The following is a 21,525-nucleotide window of genomic DNA, read 5'->3' as shown; positions in this document are numbered from 1 at the left end:
ATAAAAAAGCTATCCAAGAATCGATGAGTAACTGACTTGAGACGAGCCGTTTTTAATGTACTTGTATTTACAATGAGTATACAGCATTATTAATTCAGATGAAAAACGACCATCACAAAACGAAAAATTGTTTTCAAGCACTTTTCTTCTGACTGTTCAAAATCAATCGAATTAATTCATCCCGGTTGACCAACGTAACCCGATTCGATTTGGCTAAGTTTACGGCCGCATCCGTAAAGTAGCTGTTCGTGACGACCCATGACGCAGAAGCATTGTAATGCATCTCAGCCGCTTTCACTTCCTGAACTGCTTTAATGCCAACATTGCTTTTGTAGCGTTTTGCCTGCACCGCGATCGTTTCACCTTGTTTCTTCAAAATCAAATCCGCCCCATAATCACCCGACGGAGGCGTTAATGTAACGGTATAGCCGAGTGCTTTGAAAAGCTGCTGAAGATAGGCTTCGAATTGTAGACCGTCCATCTGATCGACATCCGCAATTCCAGCTCTAAGCAATTTTTGTTTTCGGCGATACGTAATAAGTAAGGGAATGAGCAAAAGGATGGCACCTGCCGTAATGACGGCCGTGAAGACACTTTCGAGGGAATTCGTTTGGAAGTAAACAGAAGCGGCGATGAGGAAAAGCAGAAACAGAGAAAACTCTTCATACAAACTCTTCTTTTTTCGTTTTTTCAATGTAATGAATCCTCCTTTTGGCATGATTTTAACACATATATAACCAAATGAGGGGGTTGAAAAAGAAAAAATTCAGAAATACACCATTGTTTCAAATGATCTAGCCATATACCAAAAGCAACCTCTTCTATAAACTCTTTCAGATAACGCCTTACAAGAAAAGTCTTAAAGAACACCGGATCAAGCACATAGAAAACACCCTAACAAAGCGTCAAATTCAAACGATATATCGGACCCCGTTCACGAATTCGTAAAAAATAGTTAATTCGGCAAAAAAATTTACCAAAACTATTAAACATTCAAGGAACAACCCCGATATACAGAATGTAAGCAAGAGACACAGGGCGGCCGACCTGATATTTTGCTATCAATTCAACACTGTTCACAAGGATGTGAGCAGTTACATTCAAGGAGGAAAAATGGAATGAAAATTAACCACAACATTGCAGCGCTCAACACGTATCGTCAGTTTGGTGCAGCCAATAATGCACAAGGTAAATCGATGGAGAAATTATCTTCAGGTCTTCGTATTAACCGTGCAGGAGATGACGCTGCAGGTCTAGCAATCTCTGAAAAAATGCGTGCACAGGTGCGTGGGTTAGATCAAGCATCAGCAAATGCTCAAGATGGTATCTCTATGATTCAAACAGCTGAAGGTGCATTGAACGAGACACATTCAATACTTCAACGTGTGCGTGAATTAGCGGATCAATCAGCAAACGGAACGAACACAGCTGATGACCGTAAAGCGATTCAAGATGAAGTAACACAACTTAAATCAGAAATCGATCGTATCGGTAATACAACGGAGTTTAATACTCAAAAACTTTTAAATGGTAACTTATCAGGTGCAGGTGCTACTAATGGAACAAATTCAGTTTCAGGTGCACAAGTATTTAAACAAACAGCTGGTACTTTAGCAGGTATAGACTCTAAGGCTGCTGATGGAACTGACGCTGACCTTACAAAAGCAGATGCGCTAGTTATCGATGGTAAAAAAATTGATATTGATTGGAACTCCCTTTTATCTGATTCTGATAAGGCATACTTAAAGCAGGATTGGTCAACAACCAATATGGATGCTGAGGTAAGTGGAAAAGTTCGTGATATTTTACAAAAAACTATTAATACTGCAATTGATAATTCAGGTACGGGTGTCGCGCATATCAAAATTACTGATGCAGCAGGTCCTGGACAGTTTAAAATCGAAAGTGGATCTGTAGGTAATGCATCTAAAGTAGAACTTTATATGGGTGATGGAGCTACAGCAACAGCTAAGTTAGCTGATGGAACTGATGCAGCAGCAAGTAACTCAGTTTTTGATAATTTCTTCGGTAATGATGGTACTGAATTGGCAGCTGGTGGTGCAACATTAGTAGCAGGTACTAACCAAATTTTAGATGGCCTTACAGGCGCAGATAAGTTCCAACTCTCAATTAATGGGCACACAATGGAAATTACTTCTCCAGTTGGTGCTGCTACTTCAGATGCTAATACCTACGCAGATTCGTTACAAACAGCAATTAATACAGCAATTGGTAACTACAATACAGCTGCTGGTTTCACAAGTGAAGACCAAAAAATTAAAGATGTAACAGTTAAAGCTGATAATGGACGATTAACTATTGATAGCCCAAGTGGTGCAATTGAACTTGCAGATGTTACGAATGGTAGTGCATTAAAGAAACTTGGACTTGATAAAGCTTCTCGTGAAAGTGCTGGAAATGGTGCAATGACATTCCAAATCGGAGCGAATAAAGGTCAAACTATTTCATTCTCAGTAAATGATATGAGAACAAATGCTTTGGGGTTATCTGGTGTTGATGTTTCTACACAAACTGGAGCACAAGATGCACTTTCTAAATTAGATACTGCAATTAAATCAGTATCTTCTGAACGTTCAAAACTTGGTGCTGTTCAAAATCGTTTAGAACACACAATCAATAACTTGAGCACATCATCTGAAAACCTAACTGCCGCGGAATCTCGTATCCGTGACGTGGATTATGCTTTAGCTGCTTCTGCAGCGTGAAGCACAGTCGTCCTAGCTGGTAACGGCTAGCGAGTATGATCGGGTGAATTGCTGGAAACCCCTTAGAGCTTTTCTTGCCACAACGTAGTTGGAAACGACAAGCGTGAAGGTTTGAAAAAAGAAAAGATTGGGCAATCAGCAGCCAAGCTCCTGTTCCGAAAGGATGGGGAAGGTTCAACGACTAGGAAACCGTCTAAGGCGAAAGCTATGACGATGAATCCATAGGTGAAACAATGGTCATCAGCATTGTGAATCCGAAGTGCCCGACCCCTACTAGAATGCTAGAGGGTGAAGATATAGTCTGGTCATTTATGAAAGTAAATGTTCGCACGATGGCGAAAGAAATGATGAACCAAACGAAGAATTCTATTCTTTCTCAAGCAGCACAAGCAATGTTGGCTCAAGCGAACCAACAACCACAAGGAGTTCTACAACTTCTTCGTTAAGATTAAATTATTTGAAAGGGACCCTAGTTTTGCTAGGGTCCCTTTTCTATAAATGAATAGGAGAGAGGATTATTTATGGCTATGTTTAGAGAAAATCGAGAACTAGTAGCTCCAGAACTAGAAAGCTTAATTTTACGAATCCAAGAAGAAAATCAGGCGACTAATCTCGTGTTTATTGAACAAACTAATCACTATTGTGTATTTAGAGGATATAAAAATAGGATAGAAATGTTATTTAAGTTTGATAAAAATTGCTCAATGGGTTCTATTCTTGAAGATGAGATAATGTAAGGTTAAAGTAGGATAGTAAGTAACTTGAAGATGTACTTGGGGGAAATTGATGGATAAAAATCACCAAGATGACAAAAAGTTTCTTGAAGAACAGCTTCAATGGTGTAAGGAACAAGACAGTATTTTAGAAGAAGTGAACGTGAAGCTTCATGAAATGAAAAAAATAGCTGAATATGTGCTTAAACATGAGCTTACTTTGGCAGAAACTGACGAGTTGAATGGGCAATTAAATAAATTAAAACGTGAAGTTCATTCTCTCGAAAAGCAGCTGTATTCGTTTGTTCATTAAAATATAAAAAAGAGTGTTTTCCATGGATATCGCACTCATGCCAATGGCATTAAGCCAAGGGAAAGCCCAGCAGCAAGCTTGTCTGTCTGTCATGAAAATGGCGATGGGAGAGGCGAAACAGCAAGGGGAAGCTCTGCGAGAATTGATGGGTACTGCGAATGCATCGGCGATCCAGCACGCCGCCAGCCTCATTTGGGCGGAAATATTGATTTGAAATTGTAGAGGGAATAGTTTGGAGTATCTCGTTCTTCGCTGGAAAAGCTGTCTGTTGAAAGAATGATTTTCTTTGGTACGGAGTCCGCTACTTTTAAATGTCCGTCATCTTGATACCACCAGGCAAGTGCTTCTTCGTATAAATATTCTTCAATAAAATTGAGCGGAAGCTGTTTCTTTCTGTCTTCATACCATAATGATTCCAGAAGGGTGATTTTGTCGTCTGTTCGTGATTGGACAACAAAGCATTCCGTAAATCCGGCAACGGTTCGCGGATCGATTACTTTTTTATAAGCTGGAGGATTGAGTGGCAAAAAGTCTTTCAATTGTTCATAACAATACGTGCTCCAGCCGAGGTCTTCGATGCGGTGCATAAATTGAAAGCGTGGACGGCGACCGGACTGCTGTGTGATACATCCATCACCTAATAGTTTTCCGGTTAATCTAGAATAAAATCGATGTTTATCCATTTTCTATCCCACCTTTTCAGCATGATATACTTATTATAATTGATGTGGTGATTAAGTACGAACATTTGTTTTTTTAGTTATTTGAAATAGAGATAGTAAACTAAGGAGTTCTTTTACCACTTAGTCATAAATTCTTATATAATATTAACTAGTATGCTAGAGACTTCATTGTATCTTTCACATGATAAAAGGTCTGTTAACTAGGAGGAGACAAGATGGATAAAGACCAACAAGAACATAAAAAATTCCTGGAACGGCAACTTCAATGGAGCAGGGAACAAGCCCGTATTTTAGAGGAAATTGATATGCATCTTCATGAAATGAAAGAAATCGCGGAATATGCTGTTAACCATGAGTTAACTTTGGGTGAAGTTGAGACGCTAAATGGTCAATTAAATGAATTGAAAGATGTGATCCATTCGTTGGAACAGCAGTTACAGCCTGTGATACATTAGAAAGCGAAAGGGGGTGTTTTTATGGATATCGCACTCATGTCAATGGCATTGAGCCAGGGACAAGTCCAGCAGCAAGCTTCTCTAGCTGTTATGAATAAAGTGATGGATCAAGCACAGGGAAATGCGGCTTTTATTAACAAGATGATGGGGGAGGCGAACGTGCAAGCATTGCAGCACGCAGCTCAACCACACTTAGGTGGGAATGTAGATGTAAAAGGATAAATGACATACTTGTTAATACCTAAAGCTGATCCCGTTGGTGCAAGTGGATGACACAGAGAATGAAACATTGGAGCGATAAAAAAACATCTATTAAATAAAGAAAAAGGGGGCTGTCTCATAAGCCCCTTCCGATCTGTTTTATTAAGGAAAGGCGACCAATGGCCGCTTGAAAAAGACGTTCATTTTTTCCATAGGCATTGGCTTTGCAAAAAAGTAGCCTTGTACTTCTTGGCAGTTCATTTCTTTTAAAAAGGCAGCCTGCTCCATTGTTTCGATTCCTTCTGCAAGGACATCCATCTTCAAACTTTTGGCGAGTGTAATGATCATCGCCACAATGGCTTTATTTGTGTCATCCAGTGTTTTGACAAATGTTTGGTCAATTTTAAGCCGATTAATCGAAAAATGACGGAGCGAACTGAGGGAGCTGTAGCCTGTCCCAAAGTCGTCCATACTCACATGGATGTTTAAGTCCTTTAACTTTTGCAAAACAGAATGAGAACATTCCCCTTCAAGTATCATGCTTTCCGTTAGTTCAAGGTCCAGCCACTCTGGTGATAAACCGGTTTGCTCAAGGACTTCTTTCACAGTGTTGACAAACGTAGGCTGTGTGAACTGCCGGACCGACACATTGACACTGACTCGTATGGCTGGAAAACCGGCCTCCTGCCATTTTTTATTTTGCCGGCAGGCTGTTTGAAGCACCCACTTGCCAATCGGTATAATTAAACCGGTTTCTTCCGCGAGCGGAATAAAGTCAGCGGGTGACACCATTCCGAGCTCCGGATGTTCCCAGCGGATCAGTGCTTCCACCCCTAACATGTGGCCCGATTGAAGATCAAATTGGGGCTGATAATGTAAGTGAAACTGGCCGCGTTCCAATGCTTTGTGTAACTCTCGCTCCATCTTCATTTTCTGTGCATTTTTTTCATCGAGCTCTTTCGTGAAAAATTGATAATTATTTTTGCCGTTCTCTTTCGCTAAGTACATCGCTGCATCGGCATGTTTAATCAGTGTCTCGCTGTCTTGTCCGTCCTCCGGGTACATGCTAATGCCGATGCTGGCCGTCACGAAAATCTCTATTTCATGAATAGCGATCCGTTCCCCTATATAATGGATCAGGTGCTCGGCTCGTTCTTCTGCTTCTTTGCGGTCTGCACGAGGCAATAAAAGGGCGAATTCATCTCCGCCAATGCGGGCGGCCGTATCCCCTGCGCGCAGGCACCGTTCAATCCGTCTTGAGACCGACTTCAACACTTGATCCCCGATATTGTGGCCCATCGTATCATTAATATTTTTAATGCGGTCCAGATCGATGTAGACCACGGCAAATGGATAATGGGGGCTCAAAGAGTCAATCATTTTCATGTTTTCTTGAAACAATCGGCGGTTTGGCAGCCCCGTTAAGTAATCGTAATGAGCGACACGGTAGATCGCTTTTTCTGCTTTTTTCCGCTCGGTAATATCGGTGGCTGTTCCGACTACTTCGACAATTTCACCCTTTTCAAAGATAGGTGATAAGTAAATCAGAAATATATGTTTGAATATTCTGACTTCGAAGTCGACCGCTTTTCCTTTATACGCTTTAGCGAAATAGCCTTTTATTTTTCTGGCCACTTTCGCTGAAAAAAGGGCATCCAGCTTTTTCCCTTGCACAAAACTCGTCGTATAGCCTAACGGTTCCAAAATTTTCCCTTCCAGCAACGTCAGCTGAAACTCTCCTTCATCGGTCTGTTTGTATTTAAAAACGGCATTTTGTAAATTTTTCACCGTTTGCCGAAAGTCATTTTTCAGTGCCGTTTTCAGTTGTTCTTCCGCTTTTTTCCGATCCGTAATATCGCTTCGGATCGAGACAAACTGGTATGGATGGCCCTGATCATCGAGAAACGGCACAATCGTTGTGTTTACCCAGTACTCTGAGCCGTCTTTCGCCCGGTTTTTAATATCGCCTTTCCAAATATCCCCTTGCTTGATCGTTTTCCACATGTGCTGAAAAAAGGAGTGTGGGTGAAAACCGGAATTGATGAGGCGGTGTGTTTGCCCTAGGAGTTCATGACGTTCATATTTTGATATCTCACAAAAACGATCATTCACATAGGTAATCATACCGGCCGCATCGGTAATCACGAGGATGGAAGACTGATCGAGTGCGTACTGAATATCATGCAAATCTTTCATCATATGCTCATAATGAATAGATAATTTATCCTGATGACGGGCCAAATCTAAGTGAAAAGGGCCATTATCGCTATATATATACATGTATTTGATCCACCTTCTTTAAAAGATAAATTGTATACCTTCTTATTCTAGGTCATCCGTCATTTTTGAGTTTAAAAATCGGATTGATATGGATCAATCCGTTTTCAGCTCATAGACAAAGTCAAGAGGCATTTTCAAAACATCTTCAACATCTAGACGTTTTCAGTTGATGGGAATCTAACTATTGTGCTACGAAAAGTCTAGTGTTTTTTCTTTATTGATTTTTTTCGAAAGAAAGTCATCTATAGCTTCTTTTTTGTTGACTTCTAAGAAAAATTACCCATGAAAATGCTGAGTCATCTATAAAGAAGCAGGTTTCTTCTCTTTATTTCCTTTTCAAGTATACAGATAAAATTTCGGTCTAACTTTAGTGTTACTGCGTTCCTATGTGCTCTAAGCAAATAGTCATCTGAAATATTCATCTTCTTCATAACGACTTCTTTACTTTCTAACGTTGACTTACTTGATCTCTCTGTTACAAAATGGATCTGATTCAAAAGCTATCCCTCCGCTCCATGAGGCAGTCCAGCTATCATAGCCGTTTGGCCTTAGACCTGTGACTTTGCGTCCTAACCTTTTGATTAGTTTGCCTTTATCTGAAAATTCAATCTAATATAATAGATAAATAGTACCATATTCCATATTATGAAGTAAACAGTAATTATGTATGTAAATTGAATTATGTGAATATGTCTACTTTTATCCCGCATTAACGGGCAGGAAGACCCCTTCTTCAAGACTTCGAAAAGAAAAGAAGGATAAGCAGAGGAGAAACTGCCCGTAAAAGCCCGATTGGTTCGGGCTGGCTGAAGCCGCTCACTCAGGTATTGCCGCAGGACGCGGTGCTCTTTACCTGAGTTCTTGTTCATTCAGTGGGGGATGAGCGGAACGCAGACTAAGATCGTCACTTCCTGTGACAACGTCTGCATGATTCACATCCTGTGAACCTAACCCAGCTAAATGAAGTATCACTTTATCTTCATTAAATAGACACGAGTAAAAGGAGCGGACGGTACTAAATCAGACCACTATAATGATTACGAAGGATGCAATCCGTTAAAAAAGGAGCTGATGAGGCAGCCCCTTTTTCCTTTTACCTTCTATTCTTCTTTATAAAACCGTTCCCCGGTTTCAGGATGAAAATAAACAACTAGTTTTTTCTTTGTTGTTGGGTCAATGGAGACTTCTTTCGTTCTAATGTAGCCAGCAGGGACGTTTTGACCGTGTTTCTTTTTAAAGCGTCGATCCCATACAAACCAGGAGCCAATGATTAAGACAACTAGGATCAGCAGTTGGACACCGTAAAAGCCGAGAACCCATTCCATCTGTTTATTCCTGTTCAGCGATGACGGCTGTGCCATAAGCAACGATTTCGCTCATGTTTTGACCGATTTCCCCAGAATCAAACCGCATCATCACAACCGCATTGGCGCCCATTGCTTTCGCATTTTGGACCATTCGATCCATCGCCTGCTTCCGTGCATCTTCCAGCATCTCGGTATATTGATTAATTTCTCCGCCTACGAGCCCTTTTAAGGAAGCGACAATATCTTTTCCAATGCCCCGGGCCCGTACAGTTAAACCGAAAACAGGTCCTTTTACTTCTGTTATTTTGTAGTTGGCGATGTTTTCTGTTGTGACAATAATCATATGAACGTACACCCCATTTAAGAAATTTTTTGCTTCTTTCTTTTCTTATTCTTTATCCCGCATTAACGGGCAGTAAGACCCCTGCTTCAAGACTTCGAAAAGAAAGGGTAAGCGGGGGATCAACTGCCCGTAAAAGCCCGATTGGTTCAACTAACATTCAGTGGGGGATGAAGAAAGCCCCCACTGAATGAAGTTTCACTTTATTATCTTGCATATACCTGTGATCGGCAAGATATATGAAACCGGGCAGTGGTCTCTATTCTATTTTTTCTGGCTATTTATTATAAGATGCCCTATAGTTTAAGCGGCGAAAAAAACATCAAAAATTCTGGTCTTCAAATGAAAACCAGAATTTTTAATAAACTTAATTTTGAGATTTTCATCTAAAGGCGTTTACTTTTTCACTTCCACTTGATGCTCTTCATGTTCATGTAGTCCTACGTCATTTTCAACATGAACTTTCACAGTGAATGTACCTGCTTCTGGAAATGTATAAGCAGCTGTATATTCGCCCGGACTCGTTTCTTTCGCATCAGCCCATTCATGTTTTTCAGCATTGCTATTGTTCCAAATCTCATAACGTACTTGGGCTTTTTCCAGTGGCATATTCTCATTTTCCAAATGGGCAGTTAAATTCGTTTCCTTTTCAGTTCCTACATCATTGGGCTTCATAAAATGCATCGAAAAGCCTGTCTTACTTTCTCCGTGTCCATGCTCATGAGCTGCTTCTTCATGAACAGCACCCATTCCGACCGTAACAGACGTTTTCGGCATCGTATGCAGTCCTCTTGCTGTTACGTGCACCTGCACTGTAAAAACACCATCATGATCAAATGTTGTTTCCGCTTCATACGTACCGTCATTTTTATTTTCCGCTTTAATCATTTTGCTTTCATCTTTTGCTCCGTCTTCCCACACTTCAAACTCTACTTCATCCGCATCTGCTACTTTTTCGCTTCCTTGTGTGACAACGGCTTTCATGGCTACTTTCCCATTTACGTCAGCTACATCTGGAACGTCAAGCTGAACCTCAAGCGCCTGTGGTACTTCAGGTTCCTTTACTTTCTCTTCTTCTCCTCCGTTGCACGCAGCTAGTACAGCCATGACTAAGCCTAATATAAACATCCAATACTTTTTTTGCATTCGTATTCCCTACTTCCATTTTATTTTTTTATTAAGAATTCATTCGCTCATTTTTCAACTGAAATTCAATTTTATGTTTGGCTGACAACAATGGTCACGATTCTTATCTTCTATCATCACTCGAATGGCTTCTTCAAAATTGTGGATACTTCCGCCAAATCCCGATTGAAACTGTTTCGCTTTTTTCATGGAGTCAAAAATAATGACTTGTGGCTGACACGTATTAATTTGGAGATCTGAATGAATTAAAAATGTGGCGATCTTGGCGCTGATCATTGTATCCTTTAAAAAATCATAACAAATGATTTGCGAAACCTCTTTTTCTATTTGATGATATCGAAGTAAGCCACAATGTGCGCAGCATGTATGTTCAATTCGTTGATTTAATTTGATAAGTTGAACAGATAATCTCGTATTGGATTGTTTATTACAATACGAACAAACATGAGAGGACGCATGATTTTTCTTCGGCATGTAAAAAATACCATTCAATGACTTTAATATCAACTGCTGCTCGACCAATGGCTTGATGTCACTGTAAGCAGTTACTGTTGACACAGCTAATCGTTTACTAATTTCAGAAACCCGCAAAGCACCCTCTTCTTCCAGCCATATTAAAATTTGTTGTTGTCGTTCCCTCCGCAGCATTTGATCCCTCCATCCCTTTGTCTTATGGATTACACGACATTCCTAAGATCATCATTTTCAAACAAGTTTAACAGCTGCTGTGTATACGGATGTTTTTCCACTGAAAAGGGGAGGTGACACAATTTGCGGATTAAATCATGACAACAGTTGTATACTCGATATCCTTGTTCTTCTTTACTTCCTATCATTTTGTCTGTTTTTTCACGTCTGTTATGATCTCTTTAAAGTCATCCCCTAAGGTAAAGCTATAATCATTCACAATTTCACCATTTTGGTTGATTAAATAAAAATTGGTCCCGTGTATGACTTGATTAGATGATTCAGGCTTTTGAATAAGGGTTTGAAATTCTTCTCTTGCAAACTTCTCAATTTCCGGCTGAGTATAGCCCGTCAGCATATTCCAGTTAGAATCATCTTCCGTGAATTTTTTCATAAATTCACGAAGTTTTTCAGGTGTGTCAACTGAAGGATCGACGCTAAAGGAAACGAATTCCACTGGGATATCTTCAGATTTTAATGTTTTCTGCAGAGCGGCCATATTAGCAGTCATTGGCGGGCAGACTGTCTCACAGCTGGTGAAAATAAAATCTGCAATCCATACTTTTCCATTCAGATCTTCAACGCCAAAATCTTGCCCATGTTGATTCGTAAAAGTAAAGGATTTCATTTGATAAGGTTCATTGCCATTCAAATTACAAGCTGAAAGAATTACTGAAATTAGAACAATGACAAGGATGATGCTATTTTTCAATTTGCACCTCATTTCTACAGTATTCTTGGACAGATAAAGGACTTGTATAACAAGAATAAACGATAATTGTGAAATATGTGTGAGGAAAAATTATAAAAGAAGAGGCAATTTGATCGTAACGGTTGTCCCATTTACTGAATCGCTGCTGAGTGAAAATGAACCACCATGAAGTCTTACAATTTCTTTTACAATTGATATGCCTAGACCTGTCCCGCCTGTCGATCTGCTTCTTGCTTTATCTGTACGGAAAAACCGTTCCCCGATATGGTCAAGATCCATTTCAGATATTTCATTTCCTTTATTATTCACTTGGAACAATAGCTTTTTGTTTTTTGCAATTAGGTTCAGCTTAATCATGCTTTGTTCAGATGAATATTTTACAGCATTATCTAGAAGGTTGTAGAAAACCTGCTGCATTCGTTTCATGTCTCCGTTGATAATAAGGTCTTCTTGAATATCTAATTCGATTTTTAACTGTTTTTCCGTTATACGGATATCAAAAAGAGCAAGCGTATCGAAAAACAGTTGGGCAATTGCCATAGGTTCTTCATTTAGAATGTACATATGTTCTTGAAGATGGTCCAGTTCAATGACATCATGAATAAGCTTATTCAAACGATGTGTTTCATTTTCAATGGTTTTCAAATAATGTTGAGCTTCTTCAGGAGAAGTATAGATTTGTTGTTTTAATGCTTGAGTATAGCCTCCAATATACGTTAAAGGGGTTCTCAGCTCATGAACCACATTTGATAAAAACTCTTTTTTTCGAGCTTCTTGCTCTTCTAATGACTGGCTCATTGAATTGAAAGCAAGAGCTAACTGACCAACCTCATCGTCATTCGTATTCAGTAAGCGATTTGAATAGTTGCCTTTTGAAACCTCTTTTGAAAACGTTTGAATCTCATGAAGCGGCTGGAACATGGATCTTCGAATCCGATTAAGCATAAGAAAAAGAATCATGAAAAACATGGAACCGACAAGAACTAAAATAGGGAGACTTCCTTTAAACACTTCCTGAAGATCAGCTAAAGGGACGTATATGTAAATGAAACCGATAAGACCGGTTTCTCCCATTATTGGGAATACCGCACCTACAATTTCCCGGTTAAACTCCTTTACATAACCGTCCTTGATGATATAGTTTCCATTCTCTAATTGTTTATGATCCTGGTCATTAATCAGCGCTTCATAGTTAACTTCATAAGGAAAATAGGTCGTTAGTTCATCAATATTATCTACCACGATCACTTCATATTCAGATACAATATTGTACCATTGGATTTTTTCGATGATTTCATCGCTAAGAGCGCCGTAGTGATAATGAGAAGCCGTCCTTTCTCCTTGATAAATAACAGAATCTTTAATGCTATTAATGTACAGCTCCTTATACAAAAAGTGAAGAAAGAAAAAGGAGAACAGAATACTAAATAGGATACTTGCACCGATAAGAAATAAAACTTTTTGACTTAAATTTAACTTTTTGATTTTCAACGACTACACCTCAAATTTATAGCCGACACCCCAGACTGTTTGAATGAGATAGGAATGTTCTTTTAATTTTAATCGTAATGTTTTAATGTGAGTATCGACTGTACGCCCTGTACCGCTATAGAAACTCCCCCATACAGATTCCAAAAGCTGTTCTCTCGTAAAAACGGTCCCGTTGTTTTTAGCAAGGATGGAAAGCATTTCGAATTCTTTTAATGTTAATGATAGAGCCTGATTATTTATTAAGGCTTTGTAAGCAAGTGCATCAAGAACGAGCGGTCCAATGGTTACTTTATTATGTGATGCTGGAAGTTGTTTTGTCCTTCTTAAGACAGATTCAATTCTTGCCAGCAGCTCTCCTGGGTGAAATGGTTTCACGATGTAATCGTCTCCACCAAGTTTAAGTCCTTGAACTTTATCCCATTCCTCTCCTTTTGCAGATAAAAAGATGAGAGGAATATTGTGATTCTTTTTCAATTCACTAGCAAATGAAAATCCGTCCATATAGGGCATCATAACGTCTACTAATAGAAGATCAGGTTCTTTCTTTTTTATTAACGTAAGAGCATCCATTCCATTTGAGGCTTCAATAACGGAATATCCTTCTTGGAGTAGGAATGCTTTGACTAATGCTCTCATTGTATCTTCATCATCTATAATCAATACAGTTATTCCATTCACGTTTTAAACCTCGCTTTTCAATATCAGGTAACAGAAGTATTATACCTATTTTATTAAAATAATATGAAGTTTTTAGTTTAAAATCTTGACTAAAAAATAAATTATCTAGGAATTCACACATATTTCATATTTTGTTTCTATAATGAAACCCGTAAAGATAAATAGATAAATCCCATTTAACATCTTAAAAAAGGATGAATACTTGTTTTTCTGAAACTTTGTTTAAAAGTCAGCTTATATAGAGGGAGAGAAGCAGGCAAATACAAAAGGCAAATAGAATCAAGAAATTTATTTCATCTGCTTTTTGTGACTAAATGTTATAAATCAACATTTAGAACCGTTTTTTACAATCTAACGAGATCCGTTCGAATTATAATCATGATACAACAAAAGCATTAGAAAAATGGCTAAAAGACAGGCACAGCAATGAGGTTATGGCAATATGAATAGATCTTAAAAAGGAAAATATAAACGTTATTAAAAAGGGATGGAGGGGTCATATGATGAAAATGAAACAATTTTTAACAAAACGAACACGTGAGATATGTCGTCATTCCTTAACATGTTAGATAGTAAATGTAAATCATAAAACTGTGTTTCTCATCTAAAAAATAAAAAGGAGCAAATCAAATGGAAGCAATCAAACTAGAGAATTCAACTGAGAATCAAGAGGAATCAACGAAAAAGCGGACGAGGGCTTCCCTTTATCGAACGGTATGGAGATGGCACTTTTATGCGGGTCTTATTTTTTCTCCCTTTCTGATCATTCTTGCTTTTAGTGGAGGGGTCTATTTATTTAAACCACAAATTGAATCGGTACTGTATAAAGATGTGTATTACGTTCAAGAAGAAAGTGCTTCTACTGTCGCGCCTTCTGCCCAAATAGAAAAAATAAAGGAAAACTACCCTGAAGCGATTATTACCTCATTTAAAACGTATGATGATCCTTCGCGGACAAATGAAATTGGCATCATGGAAAACGAGCAATTTTCTTCTGTTTATATCAATCCATATAACGGAGAAATAACAGGTTCATTAAATAATGACGAAAAATTAACGACAATATTTAAAAAGTTGCATAGTGAATTAATTGTGGGCGGTACATTTGCTAATCGGTTGGTAGAGCTTGCATCATGCTGGGCGGTCGTATTACTGGTCACTGGAATATATATATGGTGGCCAAGAAATAAAGCATCGATATGGGGAACCATTTTGCCAAGATTGGGAGGCAAAAATCGTAGAATCTTTTGGCGGGATATGCATGCTGTTCCAGCCTTCTGGTTATCTGCAGGAATTTTAATTTTAGTTGCGACTGGACTTCCCTGGTCGGGTGTGATGGGACCACAAATTCAAAAGTTAGCAGTTGCACCCCAATTTGCGTATAGCTGGGGAGAAAAACCGGAATCCATTACGTATACAGAAGATGTTGCAGAAGATATTCCATGGGCGAATGAGAAATTACCGGTTCCTTCTTCAACGGTAGGTGAATATGTTCCTTTAACGCTGGAAGAAGTGACTCACATAGCAAGTAATGAAAACATTCAAAAGCCGTATACGATATCGATGCCAGAAGGGGAAAAAGGAGTCTACACGATTTCACATTCCGCAACGCCTCAAAACTTAGCCACGATACATGCGGATCAATACAGTGGAGCTATTTTGAGCGATGTTCGCTTTAATGATTTTGGTTTTGGTGCAAAAATGGTTGAGGGTGGAATCGCTCTTCATGAGGGCCGGCTGTTCGGTTTAGCCAATCAAATTATCGGTCTTATCGTTTGTTTAGGCCTCATTGGTGTCGTGATTAGTTCATTCATCATGTGGCGTAAACGAAAACCAGAAGGGAAATTAGGAGCACCTGCCAAATCAAAAGATAAAAAGATTACTAGAACAGTATTCTTTATTATGTTAGCGATGGGCATCATTATGCCACTGGTAGGAATTTCGATTATTGTTGTCTTTTTATTAGATCGTTTCGTTCTACCGAAAATAAAACCATTAAAAGCGTGGATCAATTAAGATAGCGGGGGACATACGTTGAATAAAATCATTTCAAGCATGGCACTGATCTGCGTATTGCTCTTTCTTTCAGCATGTACGGCAAGTAGCGATCAATCCAGTCAGACGACTTCTGCTCCTAAAGCAGTAGAAGTCGAGATTGTTTTGCCAGAAGAGATCGCTTTAAATGAAGAAAGTACACTAAAGGTTCGATTAACGCAAGATCAAGAAAACATAGAAGATGCAGAAGATGTTCAATTTGAAATATGGAAAGCAAGCAGCCGAGAAGAAAATGAGCTGATTGAAGCGAAGCACGAAAAAGAGGGCATCTACAGTGTCAAAAAAATGTTTCAAGAAGATGGGATCTATTATGTTCAAACCCACGTGACAGCGCGTAACATGCATGTCATGCCGAAGAAACAATTTATTGTAGGGACTGTTTCGGAAGAGGAACTAAACGCGATTAAGGAAGAACCTCAACCTCAAGGGGAAAGCCAGGGTCATAGTCATCACCATTAAATGATGAAGGGGACTATGATTAGGATCCATACAAAGACACAATGAAAAACGTGCGTTTTAAAAGTGTGTAATCGTGGCTTAAACTAAAAAGGCGTCCTGTCGTTCGAAATTGAACGACAGGACGCCTTTTTTTCTATGATTTATTTTCGTCAAAAGATCTCTTTTCGGAAAATCGTCATCCATAACTAACTAGAAAGAAGCATGATCAAATAAGTATATTAAAATATTTTTAAGAAAAATCAGAAAAAAATGTTGATTTTGAATTGTTGTTAAATTCCAATAGTGGTAGTATAAAAGTCTGTGTATAAAGGGGTGGGTGTAGATGAAAAAGACGAGAAGTATTGCATCGAAATTATCGATGCTTATGATTAGTTTGTTTTTAATTTTGTTTACCGTGTACGCGCTGGTGACGAATGTCATGCTGTACAACAAAAGTGTGGATGATGCTGAAGCTTTTGCCGTAAAAAACACGGAGTTGTCAGCTGCAAAAATAGGGGACCATTTTGATGAGACGACCGAATTGTTGCAGACGATGAAAACGACGATGGAGTCCATGCAGACAGATGGGAAATTAACAGCGGCATCTGCACTTCGTATTTTGCAAGCGAATTTTGCGGAAAATGATTATTTATTCAGTATGGGACTCATTCTTGAAAACGGAACGGTGCCGATTGAGCCAGATGTGGATAAAGCGCTTATTGATCAGGAAAAGCGTTTTATGCCCTATGTATATAAAGGGGAAAGTGACGTTGAGATTGAAAGGGTAACCGGGTATGACGACGGAAGTGACTGGAGCTCGATTCCGAAAAATGAACATCGGGCTGTATTAACTGAGGCGTATGAGTATGAGGTGAACGGTGAAATGGTGAATTTGTCGACTATATCCATGCCGTTACTTTCTCGAGATGGAACCCTTTTAGGTGTAATCGCAGCAGACTTTTCGCTTGATTTTATGGAAGATCTTGTTGAAAGTGGTGCGCCGAAAGATGGGTATGCCCGGATTATTTCAGATCAAGGCGCGATTGTGGTGGACAGTATGGACAAGATTCAGATTGGGAAAAATATTGATGAATCAAAGGACTGGAGCCGAATTAAACGGGTCATTGACGAGGGAAAAGAAGTGACATTATATGAAGATTCTCGAATTTTAGGAGAAAGCTCGTTTAATGTGTTCGCACCGGTGTGGGTAAATGGTATTGAGGAGGAATGGACTGTACAGACGGCGGTCCCAAAATCAAGCATTCTCGCCGCATTTAAACAGACGATTGTCGTGACGGTTATTGCGGCGATCGTGATGATTGTGATGATGGCTGTGGCAACGCTCTGGTTTATTCATCGCCAGCTGAAGCCGCTTCAGTTTTTACGGTCATCGATTGAAACAGCCGCAACGGGTGACTTAACTCAAAACGTGAAAGCTCGCCATATTCAAAATGATGAAATTGGTGCAGTGGCAATTGCGTTTAACGACATGTTGAATAAAGTGAGCGGTGTCATTCAAACGGTACGTGATTCAACGTTGAATTTGAATCGGTCTTCAAATGATGTGCATCTTGTTTTTGAAGAAGTCGTCGCGTCCAACCAGGAAGTGACGGCGGCGGTGGAGGAAATTGCACAGGGGGCGTCGACTCAGTCAGAGGACACGGAGGACACGAGCAATCAGATTGCCGGGTTGTCGGAGCGGATTGATGTGTTGTCTGTGTTATCAGATGATATGAATGAGTTGTCCCATCAAGCAAGTGAATCTACGCAGCAAGGCATGTCCGAAGTGTCGTTGCTTCGCGAGCGTAACGCGGCGGCGAATGAGATGAACATACGTGTAAAAGATCAGATGCAAGGGCTATCTGCGAAGATTTCTGACATTGAAACGGTCATCGAATCGATTCACGGGATTACAGCGCAGACGAATTTACTCGCTTTGAATGCGTCAATTGAAGCAGCACGTGCAGGTGAGCATGGCCGAGGGTTTGCAGTTGTAGCGGCAGAAGTTCGGAAGCTGGCCGAGCAGTCGCGCGAGGAGACGGATGTGATCCAAAAGACCGTGCAGGATATTTTGACGGCATCGAAGCAAACGTCTACGGTCATTGACGAGAATCTGGTGCTGATGGATGGACAAAATGAGTCGGTGTCGAATACGGAGTCGGCGTTTGTGAAACAGGCTGAAATTGCGGAACGTATTGGACATTCAGTCGATGAGCTTACATCAAAGCTACAGGAAATGGTTGGACAGAAAGAGCGGGCGATGCTGTCGATTCAAAATGTATCGGCGATATCGGAAGAAACAGCTGCATCGGCCGAGGAGGTAAGCGCATCCGCTATCGGACAGCAAGTCGAACTGGAGCGTGTCGCAAAGGCAACAGAGGAAATGAATGAAATTGCGAGAAAGCTAAAAGAAGGGGTTGACCAGTTTACAGTGTAAGCTAAACCATCTTGGCTAAAATAGAGTACCTTCTTTATACAAAAGACGAGCGATGATCCGAAAGCTTAAGATCATTACTCGTCTTTTTCATTATCTAAACGAGCTAGATATCCTTATACAGCGTCAAGGCTAACAATCGAAGCTTCGATGAGTTGAATGTTTTATCCCGTATTAACGGGCAGTAAGACCCCCGCTTCAAGCCGTTGAAAAGAAAAGGAGGATAAGCGGGGGATCAACTGCCCGTAAAAGCCCGATTGGTTCGGGCCGGCCGAAGCCGGTCACTCAGGTATTGCCGCAGGACGCGGCGCTCTTTACCTGAGTTCCTTTTTATTCAGTGGGGCTAAGAGGAAGGCAGACTAAGAACGTCACGTCCTGTGACAACGTCTGCATGATTCACATCGTGTGAACCTAACCCCCACTGAATGAAGTTTCACTTTATGCACTATAAAAAATAATATTTATAATATACAGAAAATAATGTAAATTTAGAATTGTTGTTAAACAGTGATAATGGTAGTATAAGAGAATAGGTACGAAGGGGTGGATTTAGATGGGAAAGACAAAAAGTATTGCAAAAAAGTTATCAATCCTTATAATTGGTCTATTTTTACTATTGTTTGCGGTGTATGCAGCTGTGACAAATATAATGCTATATAACAAAAGCATTGACGATGCGGAATCGTATGCGATAAAAAATACACAGCTGTCGGCCGCAAAGATTAGTGACCGTTTTGATGAAACGGCAGAAATGCTGCGAACGATGAAGATGATGGTGGAGTCGATGCAAGCGGATGAACAATTAACAGCGGCATCAGCACTCCATACGTTGCAGACGGCTTTTGCGGGAAATGAGTATTTATTTGGTCTAGGGATCGTTCTTGAAAGCGGAACAGTACCGATTGAGCCGAATGTGGATAAGACACTTGTTGATTCAAGAAAGCGTTTTCTTCCTTATCTGTACAAAGGGGAAAGTGAAGTTGAGATTGAAGGATTGAAAGGGTACGGCAAAGAAGGGGATTGGAACTTGATTCCTATAAACGAACAGCGAGCTGTATTGACCGAAGCGTATGAATATGAGTTAGACGGTAAAATGATCAATCTGGTGTCTACTTCAATGCCGCTGACTACTTCAGATGGATCGTTTTTAGGAGTCATTGTAGCAGATTTTTCAATTGAGTTTATGGAAAAACTTGTTGAGAGCGGGGCACCGGAAAGAGGTTTTAGCCGCATTATTTCAGATCAAGGCTTTATTATGGCAGACAGTATTGATAAGAATCAGGTGGGGACGAGTATTGATGAAACAATAGACTGGGACCGCATTAAACCGATCATTGATGAAGGGAAAGAGTCGACGCTTTATATCGATTCACAGACTATAGGTGAAAGTTCGTATAGTGTATTTGCGCCTGTGCTGGTGAATGGTATTGAGGAGAAATGGTCCGTGCAAACATCGGTCCCGAAATCCAGCATTCTCGCCGCGTTTAAAAAGACGATTGTCGTAACGGTTATTGCGGCGATTGTGATGATTGTGATGATGGCTGTGGCAACACTCTGGTTTATTCATCGCCAGTTGAAGCCGCTTCAGTTTTTACGATCATCGATTGAAACAGCGGCAACGGGTGACTTAACAGAAAAAGTAGATACGAAGCATCTTCAGAACGATGAAATTGGGGCAGTCGCCTATGCTTTTAACGACATGCTTGGAAAAGTGAGCGGTGTCATTCAAACAGTGCGTGATTCGACGTTGAATTTGAATCGGTCTTCAAATGATGTGCATCACGTATTTGAAGAAGTCGTCGCGTCGAACCAGGAAGTGGCGGCGGCAGTGGAGGAAATTGCACAGGGAGCTTCGAAACAGTCAGAAGATACGGAGGACACGGGGAATCAGATCGCCGGGTTGTCGGAGCGGATTGATGTATTGTCCGTGTTATCAGGTGATATGAATGAGTTGTCGCAGCAAGCAAGTGAGTCTACGCAGCAAGGTATGTCACAGGTGTCATTGCTTCGCGAGCGTAATGTGGCGGCGAATGATATGAACATACGTGTAAAAGATCAGATGCAAGGGCTGTCTGCAAAGATTTCCGACATTGAAACGGTGATCGAAGCGATTCACGGGATTACAGCACAGACGAATTTATTAGCTTTGAATGCATCGATTGAAGCGGCGCGTGCAGGTGAGCATGGCCGAGGGTTTGCGGTTGTAGCGGCAGAAGTCCGGAAGCTGGCCGAGCAGTCGCGTATGGAGACCGATGTCATTCAAAAGACCGTACAGGATATTTTACACGCATCGAAGCAAACGTCTACGGTCATTGACGAGAACATGGTGCTGATGGATGGACAAAATGAGTCGGTATCCAATACGGAGTCGGCGTTTGTGAAACAGGCTGAAATTGCGGAACGTATTGGACATTCAGTCGATGAGCTTACATCAAAGCTACAGGAAATGGTTGGACAGAAAGAGCAGGCGATGCTGTCGATTCAAAATGTATCGGCGATATCTGAAGAAACAGCTGCATCGGCTGAGGAGGTAAGCGCATCTGCAACTGGACAGCATGTCGAACTGGAGCGTGTCGCAAAAGCGACAGAGGAAATGAATGAAATTGCGAGAGAGCTAAAAGAAATAGTTGACCGATTTAAAGTATAAGTTTAATAATTTTATCCCGCATTAACGGGCAGTAAGACCCCCGCTTCAAGACTTCGAAAAGACAATAAGGATAAGCAGGGGATCAACTGCCCGTAAAAGCCCGATTGGTTCGGGCCGGCTGAAGCCGGTCACTCACGTATTGCCGCAGGACGCGTCGCTCTTTACCTGAGTTCCTGTTTATTCAGTGGGGCTAAGAGGAAGGTAGACTAAGAACGTCAC

General features: G+C 40.4%; 21 protein-coding genes, 1 pseudogene and 1 riboswitch. Of the genes and pseudogenes, 11 read left to right on the top strand and 11 right to left on the bottom strand.

The genetic code is table 11. The features are described from left to right. Positions 1-133: 133 nt before the first annotated feature. On the bottom strand, positions 134-694 hold the full coding sequence (locus tag BLL40_RS10645; protein WP_073711880.1) for a restriction endonuclease: 561 nt from the start codon (positions 692-694) through the stop codon (positions 134-136). A gap of 424 nt (positions 695-1,118) precedes the next feature. Between BLL40_RS10645 and BLL40_RS18040 the strand changes: the two genes are divergently transcribed. From BLL40_RS18040 to BLL40_RS10615, 5 genes and pseudogenes are all read left to right on the top strand, one after another. After that, the gene (locus BLL40_RS18040; RefSeq protein ID WP_073711878.1) at positions 1,119-2,726 is read left to right on the top strand and encodes a flagellin N-terminal helical domain-containing protein; all 1,608 of its coding nucleotides are present in this window, start codon (positions 1,119-1,121) and stop codon (positions 2,724-2,726) included. A 329-nt stretch (positions 2,727-3,055) separates the two neighbouring features. After that, positions 3,056-3,172 (top strand): annotated as a pseudogene (locus tag BLL40_RS18125) (flagellin); the annotation flags it as partial. A 75-nt stretch (positions 3,173-3,247) separates the two neighbouring features. Next, complete coding sequence (locus BLL40_RS10625; protein ID WP_073711877.1) at positions 3,248-3,463, top strand: hypothetical protein; 216 nt, start codon at positions 3,248-3,250, stop codon at positions 3,461-3,463. Between the two features lie 49 nt (positions 3,464-3,512). Further along, entirely contained in the window at positions 3,513-3,752 is a 240-nt protein-coding gene (locus tag BLL40_RS10620) for a hypothetical protein (protein ID WP_073711876.1), read from the top strand. A gap of 22 nt (positions 3,753-3,774) precedes the next feature. Further along, entirely contained in the window at positions 3,775-3,966 is a 192-nt protein-coding gene (locus BLL40_RS10615) for a YjfB family protein (RefSeq protein WP_245797935.1), read from the top strand. Here BLL40_RS10615 and BLL40_RS10610 read toward each other — a convergent pair. Then, entirely contained in the window at positions 3,941-4,435 is a 495-nt protein-coding gene (locus BLL40_RS10610; RefSeq protein ID WP_073711875.1) for a hypothetical protein, read from the bottom strand. The genes BLL40_RS10615 and BLL40_RS10610 overlap by 26 nt on opposite strands. A gap of 215 nt (positions 4,436-4,650) precedes the next feature. Between BLL40_RS10610 and BLL40_RS10605 the strand changes: the two genes are divergently transcribed. Beyond that, a complete protein-coding gene (locus tag BLL40_RS10605; protein ID WP_073711874.1) occupies positions 4,651-4,890 on the top strand; it encodes a hypothetical protein in 240 nt (79 codons plus the stop codon). A gap of 21 nt (positions 4,891-4,911) precedes the next feature. Further along, positions 4,912-5,112, top strand: coding sequence for a YjfB family protein (locus BLL40_RS10600; protein ID WP_073711873.1), 201 nt, complete (start codon positions 4,912-4,914; stop codon positions 5,110-5,112). A gap of 141 nt (positions 5,113-5,253) precedes the next feature. On the opposite strand, the gene BLL40_RS10595 is transcribed toward BLL40_RS10600, so the two are convergent. From BLL40_RS10595 to BLL40_RS10550, 9 genes are all read right to left on the bottom strand, one after another. Further along, positions 5,254-7,371: a sensor domain-containing protein gene (locus BLL40_RS10595; RefSeq protein WP_073711872.1), complete on the bottom strand. Its 2,118-nt coding sequence runs from the start codon at positions 7,369-7,371 to the stop codon at positions 5,254-5,256. 296 nt (positions 7,372-7,667) lie between these two features. Beyond that, complete coding sequence (sda, locus tag BLL40_RS10590) at positions 7,668-7,793, bottom strand: sporulation histidine kinase inhibitor Sda (protein ID WP_245797943.1); 126 nt, start codon at positions 7,791-7,793, stop codon at positions 7,668-7,670. A 94-nt stretch (positions 7,794-7,887) separates the two neighbouring features. After that, positions 7,888-7,972, bottom strand: a riboswitch (cyclic di-GMP riboswitch). 499 nt (positions 7,973-8,471) lie between these two features. Continuing rightward, entirely contained in the window at positions 8,472-8,696 is a 225-nt protein-coding gene (locus tag BLL40_RS10585) for a hypothetical protein (RefSeq protein WP_073711870.1), read from the bottom strand. A 4-nt stretch (positions 8,697-8,700) separates the two neighbouring features. Continuing rightward, positions 8,701-9,021, bottom strand: coding sequence for a YbjQ family protein (locus BLL40_RS10580; RefSeq protein WP_073711869.1), 321 nt, complete (start codon positions 9,019-9,021; stop codon positions 8,701-8,703). Positions 9,022-9,414: 393 nt separating this feature from the next. Continuing rightward, complete coding sequence (locus BLL40_RS10575) at positions 9,415-10,164, bottom strand: FixH family protein (RefSeq protein WP_073711868.1); 750 nt, start codon at positions 10,162-10,164, stop codon at positions 9,415-9,417. Between the two features lie 54 nt (positions 10,165-10,218). After that, the gene (locus BLL40_RS10570; RefSeq protein WP_073711867.1) at positions 10,219-10,812 is read right to left on the bottom strand and encodes a DeoR family transcriptional regulator; all 594 of its coding nucleotides are present in this window, start codon (positions 10,810-10,812) and stop codon (positions 10,219-10,221) included. Between the two features lie 184 nt (positions 10,813-10,996). Further along, positions 10,997-11,563, bottom strand: coding sequence for an SCO family protein (locus BLL40_RS10560; protein WP_083566490.1), 567 nt, complete (start codon positions 11,561-11,563; stop codon positions 10,997-10,999). Between the two features lie 90 nt (positions 11,564-11,653). Continuing rightward, entirely contained in the window at positions 11,654-13,054 is a 1,401-nt protein-coding gene (locus BLL40_RS10555; RefSeq protein WP_073711865.1) for a sensor histidine kinase, read from the bottom strand. A 3-nt stretch (positions 13,055-13,057) separates the two neighbouring features. Next, a complete protein-coding gene (locus tag BLL40_RS10550; RefSeq protein WP_073711864.1) occupies positions 13,058-13,732 on the bottom strand; it encodes a response regulator transcription factor in 675 nt (224 codons plus the stop codon). A gap of 630 nt (positions 13,733-14,362) precedes the next feature. On the opposite strand from BLL40_RS10550, the gene BLL40_RS10545 reads away from it, so the two are divergent. The 4 genes from BLL40_RS10545 to BLL40_RS10530 all read left to right on the top strand — a co-directional run bounded on the left by BLL40_RS10545 (position 14,363) and on the right by BLL40_RS10530 (position 21,306). After that, positions 14,363-15,748, top strand: coding sequence for a PepSY-associated TM helix domain-containing protein (locus BLL40_RS10545; protein ID WP_073711863.1), 1,386 nt, complete (start codon positions 14,363-14,365; stop codon positions 15,746-15,748). An 18-nt stretch (positions 15,749-15,766) separates the two neighbouring features. After that, on the top strand, positions 15,767-16,246 hold the full coding sequence (locus BLL40_RS10540) for a FixH family protein (RefSeq protein ID WP_083566489.1): 480 nt from the start codon (positions 15,767-15,769) through the stop codon (positions 16,244-16,246). 322 nt (positions 16,247-16,568) lie between these two features. Beyond that, positions 16,569-18,662 (top strand): methyl-accepting chemotaxis protein, encoded by a 2,094-nt coding sequence (locus tag BLL40_RS10535; protein ID WP_073711862.1) that lies wholly within the window; start codon positions 16,569-16,571, stop codon positions 18,660-18,662. A gap of 550 nt (positions 18,663-19,212) precedes the next feature. After that, a complete protein-coding gene (locus tag BLL40_RS10530; RefSeq protein ID WP_073711861.1) occupies positions 19,213-21,306 on the top strand; it encodes a methyl-accepting chemotaxis protein in 2,094 nt (697 codons plus the stop codon). Positions 21,307-21,525: the final 219 nt, after the last annotated feature.

Source organism: Domibacillus mangrovi (assembly GCF_001906925.1).
Taxonomy (GTDB): domain Bacteria; phylum Bacillota; class Bacilli; order Bacillales; family Domibacillaceae; genus Domibacillus; species Domibacillus mangrovi.
The sequence above is the reverse complement of the archived record's forward strand: the minus strand, read 5'-3'. Positions and strand labels throughout refer to the sequence as shown.